Here is a 16,573-nt window from a genome sequence, read left to right as displayed (position 1 = left end):
TTCGCCAGCCGTGTCTTGCTTGCGATAATGAACTCACTATATGACAGGAAATGCGTTGCTTAAATTGATATATTAACAACGTGACGTTGCAATTTTTGCAACGTAAAAACGAGAGCTGATGACCATGGATTTACGCGATCTTAAAACGTTTCTCCACCTTGCAGAAAGCCGCCATTTCGGGCGCAGCGCACGGGCTATGCACGTCAGCCCTTCGACGCTTTCCCGACAAATTCAACGGCTTGAAGACGATCTGGGTCACCCTTTGTTTTTACGCGACAACCGCACAGTTACGTTGACCGACGCCGGGGAACAGCTCAAACAATTCGCCCAACACACGCTTTTGCAGTATCAGCAAATGCGCCACACCATTGGGCAAGAAGAGCCATCGCTGTCCGGCGAGTTACATCTTTTTTGCTCCGTCACTGCCGCGTACAGTCATTTACCACCCATTCTCGATAGATTCCGTGCTGAACATCCAAATGTCGAAATAAAACTGACGACGGGCGATGCGGCAGACGCGGTAGAAAAAGTGGATGCAAACGAAGCGGATTTGGCCATTGCCGGTAAACCTGAAACGTTGCCGCCGGGTATCGCCTTTTCAATGCTGGAAAATTTAGCCGTGGCGCTTATTGCCCCTGCGCTGGCGTGCCCGGTTCGCCTACAAGTGAATCAGCCCGATCCCGACTGGGCAAAAGTACCGTTTATTTTGCCGGATCAAGGTCCGGTACGCCGCCGCATCGAATTGTGGTTCCGCAGTAAAAAGGTCAGCAATCCGTTTATTTATGCCACGGTCGCCGGGCATGAGGCGATGGTGTCAATGGTGGCGCTGGGCTGTGGCGTGGCGCTGATTCCGGAAATCGTACTGGAAAATAGCCCTGAGCCGGTGCGTAACCGCGTGCAGATTCTGGAACGTAGCGATGAAGATGCCCCATTTGAACTTGGCGTTTGCGCACAAAAAAAGCGGCTCAATGAGCCGCTCATACATGCGTTCTGGAAATTACTGCCGGGCAGTCACTAACCTGCGAGGAAGAAACGAAACGCCGGATTATTTGTCTCGTCGTGGCAGTCGTAGCCCAGCTCGTTGAGTCGGGTTTCAAAATCCGGCTCATTTTCACCCAGCTCAAATGCCGCCAGCACGCGGCCATAATCCGTGCCGTGACTGCGGTAATGGAACAGCGAAATATTCCAGTGTGTGCCCAGCGTTTGCAGGAATTTCAGCAGCGCACCAGGAGATTCCGGGAATTCGAAACTGTACAGCCGCTCGCGTAGTGGCTTCGACGGGCGCCCGCCCACCATGTAACGCACATGCAGTTTCGCCATCTCGTCATCAGACAGATCGACAACGCCGTAGCCGCCTTCATTGAGCAGGGCGATAATTTCCTGCCGCTCTTCAACGCCGCGCGTCAGCCGGACACCGACGAAAATGCAGGCTTCTGACGAACTGGAATAACGATAGTTAAATTCCGTAACCGAGCGTCCGCCAAGTACCTGGCAGAATTTCAGGAAGCTGCCTTTCTGCTCAGGAATGGTAACCGCCAGCAGCGCTTCACGCTGTTCGCCCAACTCGCAGCGTTCAGAGACATAACGCAGGCCGTGGAAGTTTACGTTTGCGCCAGAAAGCACATGCGCGAGACGCTCGCCGCGGATCTGATGCTGCTGGATGTATTTCTTCATCCCCGCCAGCGCCAGCGCACCTGATGGCTCCGCAACCGCTCGCACATCTTCGAACAGATCTTTCATTGCCGCACAAATCGCATCGCTATCCACGGTAATGATGTCGTCGAGATATTCCTGGCACAGACGGAATGTTTCATCGCCGATGCGTTTAACCGCCACACCTTCAGCGAACAAACCTACACGCGCCAAATCGACGGGTTTTCCTGCATCCAACGCAGCTTTCAGGCAGGCTGAATCTTCCGCTTCAACGGCAATCACTTTAATTTGCGGCATCAGTTGCTTGATAAGCACCGCAACGCCCGCCGCTAAACCACCGCCGCCAACCGGCACGAATACTCGGTCGATATGCGCATCTTGCTGTAATAGCTCCAGCGCCAGCGTACCCTGCCCGGCAATCACTGCCGGATGGTCGAACGGGGGAACGTAGGTGAAACCCTGCTGCTGCGAAAGCTCGATTGCTCGCGCTTTGGCTTCGTCGAAGTTAGCGCCATGCAGCAGCACTTCGCCCCCAAAGGCTCTCACAGCATCCACTTTGATATCAGCCGTGGTAACCGGCATAACGATCAAGGATTTGATGCCTAAGCGTGTGGAAGAAAGTGCCACGCCCTGCGCGTGATTTCCCGCAGAAGCAGTAATCACACCGCTGGCTTTTTGCTCGCTGTTAAGCCCGGCAATCATCGAATAAGCGCCGCGCAGTTTGAAACTGTGCACCGGCTGTCGGTCTTCACGCTTCACCAGAATGACGTTATCCAGACGCGAAGAGAGCTTTTCCATCTTCTGTAATGGCGTGACCTGCGCGACTTCGTAAACCGGCGCGCGCAGCACGGCTCGCAGATATTCCGCCCCGCAAGGGGCGTCTGGTAGCGGTTGCGATTCGGCCATCATTAGCCTCCAAGCTTACTTTTATCGCGCACCGCACCTTTATCAGCACTGGTGGCAAGCATTGCGTAGGCGCGCAGAGCAAAGGAAACCTGGCGTTCACGCGCACGTGGAGTCCAGGCCTGAGCACCGCGAGCATCCTGCGCTTCACGGCGTGCCGCCATTTGCTGATCGGATAGTTCCAGTTGAATACCACGAGAAGGGATATCAATGGCAATCATGTCGCCATCTTCGATCAGCGCGATATTACCGCCGCTTGCCGCTTCCGGAGAAACGTGGCCGATAGACAAGCCAGAGGTACCGCCGGAGAAACGCCCATCAGTGATCAGCGCACAAGATTTACCCAGGCCCATCGATTTCAGGAAGGTAGTTGGGTAGAGCATTTCTTGCATGCCCGGCCCACCTTTTGGCCCCTCGTAGCGAATCACAACGACATCGCCCGCCACAACTTTACCGCCAAGGATCGCTTCAACCGCATCATCCTGGCTTTCGTATACTTTTGCAGGGCCACGGAATACCAGGCTTCCTTCGTCAACGCCTGCCGTTTTCACGATACAACCATTCTCTGCGAAGTTACCGTACAAAACGGCTAAACCGCCATCCTGGCTGTAGGCGTTTTCCTTCGAACGGATACAACCGTTTTCACGGTCAACGTCCAGCGAATCCCAACGGCAGGATTGTGAGAATGCCTTGGTGGTACGAATACCCGCCGGGCCCGCGGAGAACATACTTTTCACGCTTTCGTCTTTGGTCAGCATGACATCGTACTGTTCCAGCGTTTGCGGCAGCGTCAGACCCAGCACGTTTTTCACGTCGCGATGCAATAAGCCTGCGCGATCCAGTTCGCCTAAAATACCGATGACGCCACCAGCTCGGTGCACATCTTCCATATGGTATTTCTGGGTACTTGGGGCGACTTTACACAGTTGCGGAACTTTGCGGGAAAGCTGATCGATATCGCTCATCGTGAAGTCGATTTCTGCTTCCTGAGCCGCAGCCAGCAAATGCAGAACGGTATTGGTTGAGCCGCCCATCGCGACATCGAGCGTCATCGCATTCTCAAACGCTTCTTTGCTGGCAATGCTGCGTGGCAATGCACTTTCGTCATTCTGTTCGTAATAACGCTTGGTCAGAGCGACGATGCGCTTACCGGCATTCAGGAACAGCTCTTTACGATCGGAGTGCGTTGCCAGTAAAGAGCCGTTACCCGGCTGAGATAAGCCCAGCGCTTCGGTCAGGCAGTTCATGGAGTTCGCCGTGAACATACCAGAGCAGGAACCACAGGTTGGACAGGCAGAACGCTCAACCTGATCGCTTTGCTCGTCACTCACTTTCGGGTCGGCGCCCTGGATCATCGCATCAACCAGATCGAGTTTGATGATTTGGTCAGACAGTTTGGTTTTCCCGGCTTCCATCGGGCCGCCAGAAACAAAAATCACCGGGATATTCAGGCGTAAAGACGCCATCAGCATTCCGGGGGTGATTTTGTCGCAGTTAGAGATACAAACCATGGCGTCCGCACAGTGTGCGTTCACCATGTATTCCACGGAGTCGGCAATCAGTTCGCGCGACGGCAGAGAATAAAGCATACCGCCGTGGCCCATAGCGATACCGTCATCAACGGCAATGGTGTTGAATTCTTTCGCCACGCCGCCGGAGGCTTCAATTTGTTCGGCAACCAACTTGCCCAAATCGCGCAGGTGGACGTGACCTGGCACGAACTGAGTAAAGGAGTTTACTACCGCAATAATCGGCTTGCCGAAATCGTCATCGGTCATCCCGGTTGCGCGCCACAGAGCGCGGGCACCCGCCATATTACGGCCGTGGGTGGTGGTGGCTGAACGGTACTTAGGCATGCTTATTTACTCCAGTCTGTCAGTCGAGCGGACGGTCATCGCCATCCGCCTGGTTATATTTTTACTGCGGGTTTACTGGATCTAACCAGCCCCATTTGTCTTCTGTTTCGCCGGTGAACAAGCCAAAGAATGCCTGTTGAATGCGCTTAGTGACCGGGCCACAGCGGCCCTCACCTACCTGAATGCCATCCACGCTACGAACCGGCGTGATTTCTGCCGCCGTTCCAGACATAAAGACTTCATCCGCAAGATAAAGTGATTCGCGAGAAAGCACTTGCTCGCGCACTTCGATCCCCAGATCTTTCGCCAGTTTGATAATGGCGTCGCGGGTAATACCCGGCAGAGCTGAGGAGGTAAACGGAGGGGTAAACAGGATGTCATCTTTCACTTCAAACAGGTTTTCGCCAGCACCTTCAGACAGGAAGCCATTTACGTCCAGCGCAATACCTTCCTGATAACCATGACGCCGCGCTTCGCTGCCAACCAGTAAGGACGAGAGGTAATTACCACCCGCTTTCGCAGCAGTAGGAATAGTGTTTGGCGCTACACGGTTCCAGGAAGAAACCATCGCGTCGATCCCTTGATCCAGCGCTTCGGCACCCAGGTATGCCCCCCATGGGAAGGCTGCGATGATCACATCGGTGGTATAACCGTCTGGCGGGTTAACACCCATACCCACATCACCAACAAATACCAGAGGGCGGATGTACGCGCTGGTCAGATTGTTTTTGCGAATAACGGCGCGGCAAGCTTCCATCAGCTCATCAACACTTTGTGATACAGGGAAACGATAGATTTTTGCGGAATCACGCAAACGCTGCATGTGTTCACGATGTCGGAACACCACTGGGCCAATGTGAGATTCATAGCAACGGATTCCTTCAAACACCGATGTACCGTAATGCAGTGCGTGTGACATTACGTGAACCTTTGCTTCGCCCCACGGCGTCATCTCTCCATTGAACCAGATGTAATCAGCTTTCTTCGTCGTCATTATTCTCTTCCTTCTACGCTCAGGCGCGGATTTGTTGTGTTGTTTGTTGCTGGATTTCGACGCGGCCCACGTCAACCAGTTTGCTTAATTGACTAAACAGTAATTCGACTGGACGCAGGCTGGCAACGGTCAATTCAATATTAATATCGTCGGCATTCCCCACCGTGACCATGTTCATAGAACAAACCTGAAAACCGCGATGGCGTACTACGCGCAAAACGCGCTCCAGCGTTTCGGGACGAAAACGGGCCGTTACTGCGAGCTGATGTTGCATCATGATAATTTCTCCAGCATTTGTGAGTTACTGGCACCGGGCGGTACCAACGGCCAGACGTTTTCGTACTCATCGATTGAGACGTGAAGCATGTACGGACCATCACTATTGAGCATGGTGTCGAGGGCGGCTTCTACCTGGTCTTTACGAGTAATATGTTGGCCCGGAATACCGAAGGCACTGGCCAGCGTGAGGAAATCGGGGTTATCGGAGAGGTTGGTTTCACTATAACGTTCTGAGAAAAACATTTGCTGCCACTGGCGAACCATCCCTAAACGCTGGTTATCCAGTAAAACGATTTTCAACGGCAACTGTTTTCGTTTTACGGTGCCCAGCTCCTGAACGTTCATCATGAAAGAGCCGTCACCCGAGATACAGATTACCGTATCGTTCGGTCGGGCTACCTGCGCGCCCACTGCCGCAGGCAACCCAAAGCCCATCGTTCCCAGGCCGCTGGAAGTAATAAAGTTTTCCGGACGAGTGAAGGACATATGTTGCGCCGTCCACATCTGATGTTGGCCCACATCGGTGGTAACTACACTCTCCTGCGGTTTGCGGTCAGAGAGTTGTTTCAGTAATAACGGTGCATAAATAGGCTGGCCTGGATGATCGTAACGCCATGGGTTTTCGGCGCGTAAAGTAGCGACTTCCTGCTGCCAGGCGGCAATTTCTAACGGCTGCTGCAACGCCTGTAATAATTGCGTCAAATCACCCTGCAAACCGACATGCGCCTGGCGCAATTTACTCAATTCTGCCGGGTCGATATCCATATGGATGACTTTGGCGTGCGGAGCAAATGTGTTCAGCTTGCCGGTCACGCGATCGTCAAAACGCGCCCCAACCGCAATCAGCAAATCACATTCTTGCACCGAGAGGTTTGCCGCTTTAGTACCGTGCATGCCTAACATTCCGGTATAAAACGGGTGATCTACCGGAACCGCGCCCAATCCTTTGAGCGTGACGGTCGAAGGCATGTTGGTCACCGCGATAAACTCACGCAGTGCTGGTACAGCCTGTGCCATACCGACTCCACCGCCAACGTACAGCATAGGTTTGCGCGCACTCACTATCATTTCACGAGCCAGTTGCAACTCGGCATGTGGCATTTCGCAATTATCTTCAACGGTGGATAACCACGGTTCCAGATCGCCTTGAGCTAATTGGATGTCTTTAGGGATATCTACCAAAACCGGGCCCGGGCGACCTGAATTTGCAATTTCGAAGGCTTCTGCGAGAACGCGAGGTAAATCTTCAAAAGATTCAACGAGGAAACTGTGTTTGGTGCAAGCAAGGGACAAACCTAAAACATCCACTTCCTGGAAAGCATCGGTACCGATTAGCGATACGCCAACCTGGCCGGTAATAGCAACAACGGGGACAGAATCTAACAGGGCATCAGCAAGGCCGGTTATCAGGTTAGTGGCACCAGGCCCAGAAGTGGCGATGCAAACGCCTGTTTTTCCAGTAGAACGTGCATAGCCTATGGCTGCCATGGCTGCGCCTTGCTCATGGCGGCACAGTAAATGTTCCACACCGCCATCATACAGCGCATCGTAGACGGGCATTATGGCGCCGCCCGGATAGCCGAAAACGGTCTCTATACCCTGCGCTCGCAACGCATGTACCACCCACTGTGCACCATTCATAGTTAGTTCCCCGTCTCATTATCGGAGAAACAGCATTTTATTCTGTAATGCATAATCTGTTTCTCTCCGCATTTCTTTAGCCAACAAAAAACCCCCGGACCTTTCGGTGCGGGGGTTCTTTTCGATTCAGGCTTGATTTTTAAGCCTTTCTTTCTCCAAGTGCAGCCCCGCACGGTGGGATAATAATCACCACCACGCTAATCACGACCAGGCTAATCACTCGTAGAAGGGCTTTCATATTTGTATATTCTTAGTACTTGTTCGACGTAATACCTACAGAGTTATCACAGAGGTAAGTAAAAGCACAAGAATTTTTTATGATAGATTTTGCACTTTAAAAATAAGTGCCTACGAAAACGTTTTATTTTCAATAAATAACAAGATAGTGAAAATATTTCACTCAGAGCCAATTCTTATTTCCTCTCGTGTTACTTCCTCAAAAAATTACTCTTTTGGGAAATACTTCGCAGAATAATTTCAAAAAAAGAAATCAAAACCAGAAAGTCTGGAAGGCGTTTCGAGGAACGTCATTTCATCTCTTTTGGCGATATATGGAAGCTGACAGGATAAGCGTTCACATGAGAGGAAAGAACTATGTCACTAGCCGTTGTGAATACAAGGGCAGCTTTAGGTATCGCAGCTCCACTGGTGACCGTAGAGGTTCATCTCAGCCAGGGATTGCCGGGCTTAACGCTTGTAGGTTTACCGGAAACAACCGTGCGAGAAGCGCGTGACCGAGTGCGTAGCGCCATCATCAACAGCGGTTACACCTTCCCAGCCCGGAAGATAACAATCAATCTTGCTCCCGCAGATCTTCCCAAAGACGGGGGCAGATACGATTTACCTATCGCTTTGGCGTTGCTGGCAGCCTCTGAGCAGCTTTCAATTGATAAGTTGAGTCAATATGAGTTCGTCGGGGAATTGGCGCTTACCGGTGCGTTACGTGGCGTACCAGGGGCAATCTCATCAGCTATGGAAGCTTTAAAACTGGGTAAGAAGATAATTGTTGCAGATGAAAATGCCGCAGAGCTCGGTTTGATAGAGCAACCAGGATGCTTTATCGCAAACCATCTAACAGAAGTATGCGCATTTCTTGAAGGCAAAGGTGAATTGTCTGCTCCAGAAAAATTACAGTTACTACAGACTGAACACGCTCAAGATCTCAATGAAATCTTCGGTCAATCACAAGGCAAGCGAGCGTTAGAAATCACGGCGGCAGGCGGCCACAATCTGCTTCTGATAGGTCCACCGGGAACAGGTAAAACGATGCTGGCCAGCCGACTTAATACATTGCTTCCGCCATTAAACGACAGCGAAGCGCTGGAGAGTGCAGCCATTATTAGCCTGGTCAATCCACACACTTTGCAGCAACAGTGGCGTCAGCGTCCATTCAGGGCCCCTCATCATAGTGCTTCATTGAGCGCAATGGTTGGTGGAGGCTCTATTCCCAGACCGGGTGAAATATCTCTGGCTCATAACGGCGTATTATTCCTTGATGAGCTTCCAGAATTTGAACGTCGTGTGCTCGATGCATTACGGGAGCCTATAGAATCGGGGGAAATCCACATCTCTCGTACTCGCGCAAAAATTAGCTATCCCGCACATTTCCAATTGCTGGCAGCCATGAACCCGAGCCCAACGGGGCATTATCAAGGGAAGCATAACCGCTGCACGCCAGAGCAGACACTTCGCTATCTGAGCCGTCTTTCCGGCCCCTTTCTTGATCGCTTTGATTTGTCCGTTGAGATACCTCTTCCTCCAACCGGCATGCTAAGTAACCCCAATCTGAATAGCGAAAGTAGTCCGCACATAAGAAGGCGGGTCATAGAGACACAGCAGCGGCAATACGATCGCCAGCAAAAACTCAATGCAAGATTAGATAACCATGAAATCAGAAAACATTGTGGTATTGAACAAAGTGATGCCGTATGGCTTGAAGAGACGCTTGTGAAATTGGGTTTATCGATACGCGCATGGCATCGTTTATTGAAGGTCGCCCGGACAATTGCAGATATCCAGCAATGCGAGCAGATAAAGCGGGAACATCTTTTAGAAGCGCTAAGTTATCGTGCGATTGATCGGTTATTAATTCATTTGCAGCAGTTAACAGGATAAAAAATGGGGCATTCGCCCCATTTCTCTTAGTCGTCGCTTTCGGTGTAGTCTTCAACTACATCAGCTTGCGGCTTGCCACCGGAGAGAGTATGGAAACGCTTAGGACGCTTAATGCGCGTCATATATTTGCTCCACACACGTTCAGCATCTGTAACGGGCTCACGTTCACCGCGGCACACTGCTACAAACAGAACTTCTTCTTCAGTTCCAGGTTCACGCTTGCCGAGATCCAGCTCATTGAACGCATAACCATGACGTTCTAACAGCTGGGCTTCTTTGATGGTGAAGTCACCATGGCGAGCGAACCCGCGCGGATAATGTTTATTGTCGAAAAACCGATTAGTCGTCGTAAAGCTTTCCGCCATCCTGCACGCTCCTAATTCTCTTGGTCTAGCTATTTATGGCGCGGAGTATTAGTTACGCTTGACAGACCGTCAAACAAAACATTTAAATCATAACGACAAATTTTTTTTGGGAGTGGCCCGTGGATACTGAATTACTTAAAACGTTTCTAGAAGTGAGTCGAACGCGACATTTTGGGCGGGCTGCAGAGGCTCTTTATCTAACACAATCAGCCGTTAGCTTTCGAATTCGCCAATTAGAAAATCAGCTTGGGGTAAATCTTTTTACGCGCCACCGTAACAATATTCGTCTAACGACCGCCGGTGAGCGTTTACTGCCCTATGCAGAGAATCTGATGAATATCTGGCTCGCCGCGAAAAAAGAAGTTTCCCACACATCTCAGCACAATGAACTTACGATCGGGGCAAGTTCCTCTCTTTGGGAATGCATGCTCTCAGAGTGGTTGGTTACCCTCTATCAGCAGCATAAAGATCTTCAATTTGAAGCACGCATCTCCCAACGCCAGTCGCTCGTCAAACAATTGCATGAGCGGCAGCTTGATCTGCTGATCACCACCGAATCACCTAAAATGGATGAATTTTCCAGCCAGTTATTGGGGCATTTTAGTCTGGCGTTATTTTCTGCTTCGCCGCAAAACACAATAGCAGGGCTAACCTATTTACGTCTGGAGTGGGGGCCGGATTTTCAACAGCATGAAACTGGGCTGATTAACAATGATGACATTCCGGTTCTGACGACCAGCTCGGCTCAAATAGCCTATAAGCTATTACCGCAGCTCAACGGATGTTCATTTTTACCCGTGGAGTGGGCCCAAAAGCGGGAAGGAATTTACCAGGTGCCTGACACAAACACGCTTTCGCGTCCTTTGTATGCAATTTGGCTACAGAACAGCGATAAACAAGTTACGATCAAAGAGTTATTAAAGACACCACTTATAGCGCAGTAATGCGCTTTAGTCGTTTTGGGAGGCAGTTTTGAGGAATTTCAGGTAAAAAAAATCCTTTGCCGAAGCAAAGGATCATTATATGGCAGGGGCGGAGAGACTCGAACTCGCGACACCCGGTTTTGGAGACCGGTGCTCTACCAACTGAGCTACGCCCCTAAATAACGCTTATTATTAAGCCCGCTGATTTAGCAGGCATAATTTTTTTAATAAGTGGCGGAACGGACGGGACTCGAACCCGCGACCCCCTGCGTGACAGGCAGGTATTCTAACCGACTGAACTACCGCTCCACCGAATTTCTTACTACCACCAGATGTCACCCTGGCTCTTACTGCTTTGAATTTGGAGCCTGGCAGTTCCCTACTCTCGCATGGGGAGACCCCACACTACCATCGGCGCTACGGCGTTTCACTTCTGAGTTCGGCATGGGGTCAGGTGGGACCACCGCGCTAGTGCCGCCAGGCATATTCTGTTTCATTAACCGTCACCTCCCGGGTGACCGTTAATCTAAATCCGGAATTCAGCTGAAAATTAAAATCAAATCTCTCTCACCAAAACACCTTCGGTGTTGTAAGGTTAAGCCTCACGGATCATTAGTACTGGTTAGCTCAACGTATCGCTACGCTTACACACCCAGCCTATCAACGTCGTCGTCTTCAACGTTCCTTCAGGAGCCTTAAAGGCTCAGGGAGAACTCATCTCGGGGCAAGTTTCGCGCTTAGATGCTTTCAGCGCTTATCTTTTCCGCATTTAGCTACCGGGCAATGCCATTGGCATGACAACCCGAACACCAGTGATGCGTCCACTCCGGTCCTCTCGTACTAGGAGCAGCCCCCCTCAATTCTCCAGCGCCCACGGCAGATAGGGACCGAACTGTCTCACGACGTTCTAAACCCAGCTCGCGTACCACTTTAAATGGCGAACAGCCATACCCTTGGGACCTACTTCAGCCCCAGGATGTGATGAGCCGACATCGAGGTGCCAAACACCGCCGTCGATATGAACTCTTGGGCGGTATCAGCCTGTTATCCCCGGAGTACCTTTTATCCGTTGAGCGATGGCCCTTCCATTCAGAACCACCGGATCACTAAGACCTGCTTTCGCACCTGCTCGAGCCGTCACTCTCGCAGTCAAGCTAGCTTATGCCTTTGCACTAACCTCACGATGTCCGACCGTGATTAGCTAACCTTCGTGCTCCTCCGTTACGCTTTAGGAGGAGACCGCCCCAGTCAAACTACCCACCAGACACTGTCCGCAACCCGGATTACGGGTCTACGTTAGAACACCAGCCATTAAAGGGTGGTATTTCAAGGTTGGCTCCACAAGAACTGGCGTCCTCGCTTCAAAGCCTCCCACCTATCCTACACATCAAGGACCAGTGTTCAGTGTCAAGCTATAGTAAAGGTTCACGGGGTCTTTCCGTCTTGCCGCGGGTACACTGCATCTTCACAGCGATTTCAATTTCACTGAGTCTCGGGTGGAGACAGCCTGGCCATCATTACGCCATTCGTGCAGGTCGGAACTTACCCGACAAGGAATTTCGCTACCTTAGGACCGTTATAGTTACGGCCGCCGTTTACCGGGGCTTCGATCAAGAGCTTCAGCTTGCGCTTAACCCCATCAATTAACCTTCCGGCACCGGGCAGGCGTCACACCGTATACGTCCACTTTCGTGTTTGCACAGTGCTGTGTTTTTAATAAACAGTTGCAGCCAGCTGGTATCTTCGACTGCCTTCAGCTCCACCCGCGAGGGGTTTCACTTACCGACAGCGTGCCTTCTCCCGAAGTTACGGCACCATTTTGCCTAGTTCCTTCACCCGAGTTCTCTCAAGCGCCTTGGTATTCTCTACCTGACCACCTGTGTCGGTTTGGGGTACGATTTGATGTTACCTGATGCTTAGAGGCTTTTCCTGGAAGCAGGGCATTTGTCACTTCAGCACCGTAGTGCCTCGTCATCACACCTCAGCGTTATACAGAAGTCCGGATTTACCTAAACTTCCCGCCTACATGCTTAAACCGGGACAACCGTCGCCCGGCCAACATAGCCTTCTCCGTCCCCCCTTCGCAGTAACACCGAGTACAGGAATATTAACCTGTTTCCCATCGACTACGCCTTTCGGCCTCGCCTTAGGGGTCGACTCACCCTGCCCCGATTAACGTTGGACAGGAACCCTTGGTCTTCCGGCGAGCGGGCTTTTCACCCGCTTTATCGTTACTTATGTCAGCATTCGCACTTCTGATACCTCCAGCAGCCCTCACAGGCCACCTTCGACGGCTTACAGAACGCTCCCCTACCCAACAACGCATAAGCGTCGCTGCCGCAGCTTCGGTGCATGGTTTAGCCCCGTTACATCTTCCGCGCAGGCCGACTCGACCAGTGAGCTATTACGCTTTCTTTAAATGATGGCTGCTTCTAAGCCAACATCCTGGCTGTCTGTGCCTTCCCACATCGTTTCCCACTTAACCATGACTTTGGGACCTTAGCTGGCGGTCTGGGTTGTTTCCCTCTTCACGACGGACGTTAGCACCCGCCGTGTGTCTCCCGTGATAACATTCTTCGGTATTCGTAGTTTGCATCGGGTTGGTAAGCCGGGATGGCCCCCTAGCCGAAACAGTGCTCTACCCCCGAAGATGAGTTCACGAGGCGCTACCTAAATAGCTTTCGGGGAGAACCAGCTATCTCCCGGTTTGATTGGCCTTTCACCCCCAGCCACAAGTCATCCGCTAATTTTTCAACATTAGTCGGTTCGGTCCTCCAGTTAGTGTTACCCAACCTTCAACCTGCCCATGGCTAGATCACCGGGTTTCGGGTCTATACCCTGCAACTTAACGCCCAGTTAAGACTCGGTTTCCCTGCGGCTCCCCTATACGGTTAACCTTGCTACAGAATATAAGTCGCTGACCCATTATACAAAAGGTACGCAGTCACCCCATAAAGAGGCTCCCACTGCTTGTACGTACACGGTTTCAGGTTCTGTTTCACTCCCCTCGCCGGGGTTCTTTTCGCCTTTCCCTCACGGTACTGGTTCACTATCGGTCAGTCAGGAGTATTTAGCCTTGGAGGATGGTCCCCCCATATTCAGACAGGATACCACGTGTCCCGCCCTACTCTTCGAGTTCACAGAAGGTGTATTTTTGTGTACGGGAGTATCACCCTGTACCCTGCGACTTTCCAGACGCTTCCACTAATACACAAACTGATTCAGACTCTGGGCTGCTCCCCGTTCGCTCGCCGCTACTGGGGGAATCTCGGTTGATTTCTTTTCCTCGGGGTACTTAGATGTTTCAGTTCCCCCGGTTCGCTTCGTTAAGCTATGTATTCACTTAACGATAGTGCAACGAATTGCACTGGGTTTCCCCATTCGGAAATCGTCGGTTATAACGGTTCATATCACCTTACCGACGCTTATCGCAGATTAGCACGTCCTTCATCGCCTCTGACTGCCAGGGCATCCACCGTGTACGCTTAGTCGCTTAACCTCACAACCCGAAGGTGTCTCGTGAGACACAATCGGTGTCGTGAAAATTTGAGAGACTCGAACACACCTCACTTCCTTTCTTATTACGGAGAAAGGAAACAGTGTGTCGTTTCAATTTTCAGCTTGTTCCGGATTTTTAAAGAGCAAATATCTCAAACGTGACTGATTAAGTCAGTTTTGAGATATTGAATGAGCGTGAAATAATGGTGGAGCTAAGCGGGATCGAACCGCTGACCTCCTGCGTGCAAGGCAGGCGCTCTCCCAGCTGAGCTATAGCCCCATCGATTTCGTAAAACCTTTGATTTACCCATAATTCATGGCTGGCCAAAGCGCAGCGTCACGTAGCATACTTAATGTATGTGAGTGATGCTGTAATGCAGGACAGGCGAGAATTTGGTAGGCCTGAGTGGACTTGAACCACCGACCTCACCCTTATCAGGGGTGCGCTCTAACCACCTGAGCTACAAGCCTATAAGGTTTTACTGCTCGTTTTCTATCAGACAATCTGTGTGAGCACTACGCAAGTTCGTATCTTTCAGGTAAGGAGGTGATCCAACCGCAGGTTCCCCTACGGTTACCTTGTTACGACTTCACCCCAGTCATGAATCACAAAGTGGTAAGCGCCCTCCCGAAGGTTAAGCTACCTACTTCTTTTGCAACCCACTCCCATGGTGTGACGGGCGGTGTGTACAAGGCCCGGGAACGTATTCACCGTAGCATTCTGATCTACGATTACTAGCGATTCCGACTTCACGGAGTCGAGTTGCAGACTCCGATCCGGACTACGACGCACTTTATGAGGTCCGCTTGCTCTCGCGAGGTCGCTTCTCTTTGTATGCGCCATTGTAGCACGTGTGTAGCCCTACTCGTAAGGGCCATGATGACTTGACGTCATCCCCACCTTCCTCCAGTTTATCACTGGCAGTCTCCTTTGAGTTCCCGGCCGGACCGCTGGCAACAAAGGATAAGGGTTGCGCTCGTTGCGGGACTTAACCCAACATTTCACAACACGAGCTGACGACAGCCATGCAGCACCTGTCTCACGGTTCCCGAAGGCACTAAGGCATCTCTGCCGAATTCCGTGGATGTCAAGAGTAGGTAAGGTTCTTCGCGTTGCATCGAATTAAACCACATGCTCCACCGCTTGTGCGGGCCCCCGTCAATTCATTTGAGTTTTAACCTTGCGGCCGTACTCCCCAGGCGGTCGACTTAACGCGTTAGCTCCGGAAGCCACTCCTCAAGGGAACAACCTCCAAGTCGACATCGTTTACGGCGTGGACTACCAGGGTATCTAATCCTGTTTGCTCCCCACGCTTTCGCACCTGAGCGTCAGTCTTTGTCCAGGGGGCCGCCTTCGCCACCGGTATTCCTCCAGATCTCTACGCATTTCACCGCTACACCTGGAATTCTACCCCCCTCTACAAGACTCAAGCTTGCCAGTTTCAAATGCAGTTCCCAGGTTGAGCCCGGGGATTTCACATCTGACTTAACAAACCGCCTGCGTGCGCTTTACGCCCAGTAATTCCGATTAACGCTTGCACCCTCCGTATTACCGCGGCTGCTGGCACGGAGTTAGCCGGTGCTTCTTCTGCGAGTAACGTCAATCACTGCGGTTATTAACCACAATGCCTTCCTCCTCGCTGAAAGTACTTTACAACCCGAAGGCCTTCTTCATACACGCGGCATGGCTGCATCAGGCTTGCGCCCATTGTGCAATATTCCCCACTGCTGCCTCCCGTAGGAGTCTGGACCGTGTCTCAGTTCCAGTGTGGCTGGTCATCCTCTCAGACCAGCTAGGGATCGTCGCCTAGGTGAGCCATTACCTCACCTACTAGCTAATCCCATCTGGGCACATCTGATGGCAAGAGGCCCGAAGGTCCCCCTCTTTGGTCCGAAGACGTTATGCGGTATTAGCTACCGTTTCCAGTAGTTATCCCCCTCCATCAGGCAGTTTCCCAGACATTACTCACCCGTCCGCCGCTCGCCGGCAAAGTAGCAAGCTACTTCCCGCTGCCGCTCGACTTGCATGTGTTAGGCCTGCCGCCAGCGTTCAATCTGAGCCATGATCAAACTCTTCAATTAAAAGCTTGATTTGCTTACAATGAGTAAGCGGTGCTCAAAAATTAACTTTCGTAATAATTCAACTAAATGAATTACTGCTTGGTCACTCTTCAAGACTTGATATTTTTTTGATACCCGGAGGTATCTGAGATATCAATCCTGCGAGTGCCCACACAGATTGTCTGATAAATTGTTAAAGAGCAGTGAGTTACGCGCTTTCGCTTGCTAACTCGAGGTGGCGTATATTACGCTTTCCTCTTTCAGAGTCAAGCGTTTATTTTCGCT

The 16,573-nt window shown here is 51.4% G+C and carries 10 protein-coding genes, 4 tRNA genes and 3 rRNA genes; 3 read left to right on the top strand and 14 right to left on the bottom strand.

All coding sequences use genetic code 11. The features are described 5' to 3' along the window. Nucleotides 1–124 precede the first annotated feature (124 nt). Complete coding sequence (gene ilvY, locus AB1E22_RS10225) at nucleotides 125–1,018, top strand: HTH-type transcriptional activator IlvY (protein WP_367597359.1); 894 nt, start codon at nucleotides 125–127, stop codon at nucleotides 1,016–1,018. Here the strand turns inward: ilvY and ilvA are convergent. The 6 genes from ilvA to ilvL form a co-directional block, all read right to left on the bottom strand. Continuing rightward, nucleotides 1,015–2,559: a threonine ammonia-lyase, biosynthetic gene (gene ilvA / locus AB1E22_RS10220; protein WP_367595228.1), complete on the bottom strand. Its 1,545-nt coding sequence runs from the start codon at nucleotides 2,557–2,559 to the stop codon at nucleotides 1,015–1,017. The two genes, ilvY and ilvA, sit on opposite strands and share 4 nt — an antisense overlap. Before the next feature lie 2 nt (nucleotides 2,560–2,561). Then, entirely contained in the window at nucleotides 2,562–4,412 is a 1,851-nt protein-coding gene (gene ilvD / locus AB1E22_RS10215; protein WP_367595227.1) for a dihydroxy-acid dehydratase, read from the bottom strand. A 61-nt stretch (nucleotides 4,413–4,473) separates the two neighbouring features. Continuing rightward, complete coding sequence (locus tag AB1E22_RS10210) at nucleotides 4,474–5,406, bottom strand: branched-chain amino acid transaminase (protein WP_367595226.1); 933 nt, start codon at nucleotides 5,404–5,406, stop codon at nucleotides 4,474–4,476. Between the two features lie 19 nt (nucleotides 5,407–5,425). Continuing rightward, complete coding sequence (gene ilvM / locus AB1E22_RS10205; RefSeq protein ID WP_367595225.1) at nucleotides 5,426–5,683, bottom strand: acetolactate synthase 2 small subunit; 258 nt, start codon at nucleotides 5,681–5,683, stop codon at nucleotides 5,426–5,428. Further along, complete coding sequence (ilvG, locus tag AB1E22_RS10200; RefSeq protein ID WP_367595224.1) at nucleotides 5,680–7,326, bottom strand: acetolactate synthase 2 catalytic subunit; 1,647 nt, start codon at nucleotides 7,324–7,326, stop codon at nucleotides 5,680–5,682. Before ilvG ends, ilvM begins: the two co-directional genes overlap by 4 nt. Before the next feature lie 139 nt (nucleotides 7,327–7,465). Beyond that, nucleotides 7,466–7,564 (bottom strand): ilv operon leader peptide, encoded by a 99-nt coding sequence (ilvL, locus tag AB1E22_RS10195; protein ID WP_072279198.1) that lies wholly within the window; start codon nucleotides 7,562–7,564, stop codon nucleotides 7,466–7,468. Between the two features lie 356 nt (nucleotides 7,565–7,920). On the opposite strand from ilvL, the gene AB1E22_RS10190 reads away from it, so the two are divergent. Next, nucleotides 7,921–9,441 carry a YifB family Mg chelatase-like AAA ATPase gene (locus AB1E22_RS10190; protein ID WP_367595223.1) on the top strand — a complete coding sequence of 507 codons (1,521 nt, stop codon included), beginning with the start codon at nucleotides 7,921–7,923 and terminating at the stop codon, nucleotides 9,439–9,441. A 26-nt stretch (nucleotides 9,442–9,467) separates the two neighbouring features. On the opposite strand, the gene AB1E22_RS10185 is transcribed toward AB1E22_RS10190, so the two are convergent. Further along, a complete protein-coding gene (locus tag AB1E22_RS10185) occupies nucleotides 9,468–9,806 on the bottom strand; it encodes a DUF413 domain-containing protein (protein ID WP_367595222.1) in 339 nt (112 codons plus the stop codon). A gap of 119 nt (nucleotides 9,807–9,925) precedes the next feature. Between AB1E22_RS10185 and hdfR the strand changes: the two genes are divergently transcribed. Next, nucleotides 9,926–10,750 (top strand): HTH-type transcriptional regulator HdfR, encoded by an 825-nt coding sequence (gene hdfR, locus AB1E22_RS10180; RefSeq protein WP_367595221.1) that lies wholly within the window; start codon nucleotides 9,926–9,928, stop codon nucleotides 10,748–10,750. Nucleotides 10,751–10,830: 80 nt separating this feature from the next. Here the strand turns inward: hdfR and AB1E22_RS10175 are convergent. The 7 genes from AB1E22_RS10175 to AB1E22_RS10145 form a co-directional block, all read right to left on the bottom strand. Continuing rightward, a tRNA-Trp gene (locus AB1E22_RS10175) sits at nucleotides 10,831–10,906 on the bottom strand. A 55-nt stretch (nucleotides 10,907–10,961) separates the two neighbouring features. Next, nucleotides 10,962–11,038 (bottom strand) — tRNA-Asp (locus AB1E22_RS10170). Nucleotides 11,039–11,095: 57 nt separating this feature from the next. Further along, nucleotides 11,096–11,211 (bottom strand): 5S ribosomal RNA (gene rrf, locus AB1E22_RS10165). A 109-nt stretch (nucleotides 11,212–11,320) separates the two neighbouring features. Continuing rightward, nucleotides 11,321–14,228 (bottom strand): 23S ribosomal RNA (locus tag AB1E22_RS10160). A gap of 203 nt (nucleotides 14,229–14,431) precedes the next feature. Further along, nucleotides 14,432–14,507, bottom strand: a tRNA-Ala gene (locus tag AB1E22_RS10155). A gap of 114 nt (nucleotides 14,508–14,621) precedes the next feature. Further along, nucleotides 14,622–14,698: transfer RNA gene (locus AB1E22_RS10150), tRNA-Ile, on the bottom strand. A 69-nt stretch (nucleotides 14,699–14,767) separates the two neighbouring features. Further along, nucleotides 14,768–16,309, bottom strand: a 16S ribosomal RNA gene (locus tag AB1E22_RS10145). The 16S, 23S and 5S rRNA genes sit together here with 4 tRNA genes alongside, the layout of an rRNA operon. Between the last annotated feature and the right edge of the window lie 264 nt (nucleotides 16,310–16,573).

Origin of the sequence: Buttiauxella gaviniae, from assembly GCF_040786275.1 — a bacterium.
Lineage (GTDB): Bacteria > Pseudomonadota > Gammaproteobacteria > Enterobacterales > Enterobacteriaceae > Buttiauxella > Buttiauxella gaviniae_A.
Note: the sequence above shows the minus strand (reverse complement) of the source record. Positions and strands in the feature narration are given on the sequence as shown.

What these genes read in the sequence shown, in the direction of transcription:
- ilvY (WP_367597359.1), top strand. Translation starts at nt 125, where the DNA reads ATGGATTTACGCGATCTTAAAACGTTTCTCCACCTTGCAGAAAGCCGC.
- ilvA (WP_367595228.1), bottom strand. Translation starts at nt 2,559, where the DNA reads ATGGCCGAATCGCAACCGCTACCAGACGCCCCTTGCGGGGCGGAATAT.
- ilvD (WP_367595227.1), bottom strand. Translation starts at nt 4,412, where the DNA reads ATGCCTAAGTACCGTTCAGCCACCACCACCCACGGCCGTAATATGGCG.
- AB1E22_RS10210 (WP_367595226.1), bottom strand. Translation starts at nt 5,406, where the DNA reads ATGACGACGAAGAAAGCTGATTACATCTGGTTCAATGGAGAGATGACG.
- ilvM (WP_367595225.1), bottom strand. Translation starts at nt 5,683, where the DNA reads ATGATGCAACATCAGCTCGCAGTAACGGCCCGTTTTCGTCCCGAAACG.
- ilvG (WP_367595224.1), bottom strand. Translation starts at nt 7,326, where the DNA reads ATGAATGGTGCACAGTGGGTGGTACATGCGTTGCGAGCGCAGGGTATA.
- ilvL (WP_072279198.1), bottom strand. Translation starts at nt 7,564, where the DNA reads ATGAAAGCCCTTCTACGAGTGATTAGCCTGGTCGTGATTAGCGTGGTG.
- AB1E22_RS10190 (WP_367595223.1), top strand. Translation starts at nt 7,921, where the DNA reads ATGTCACTAGCCGTTGTGAATACAAGGGCAGCTTTAGGTATCGCAGCT.
- AB1E22_RS10185 (WP_367595222.1), bottom strand. Translation starts at nt 9,806, where the DNA reads ATGGCGGAAAGCTTTACGACGACTAATCGGTTTTTCGACAATAAACAT.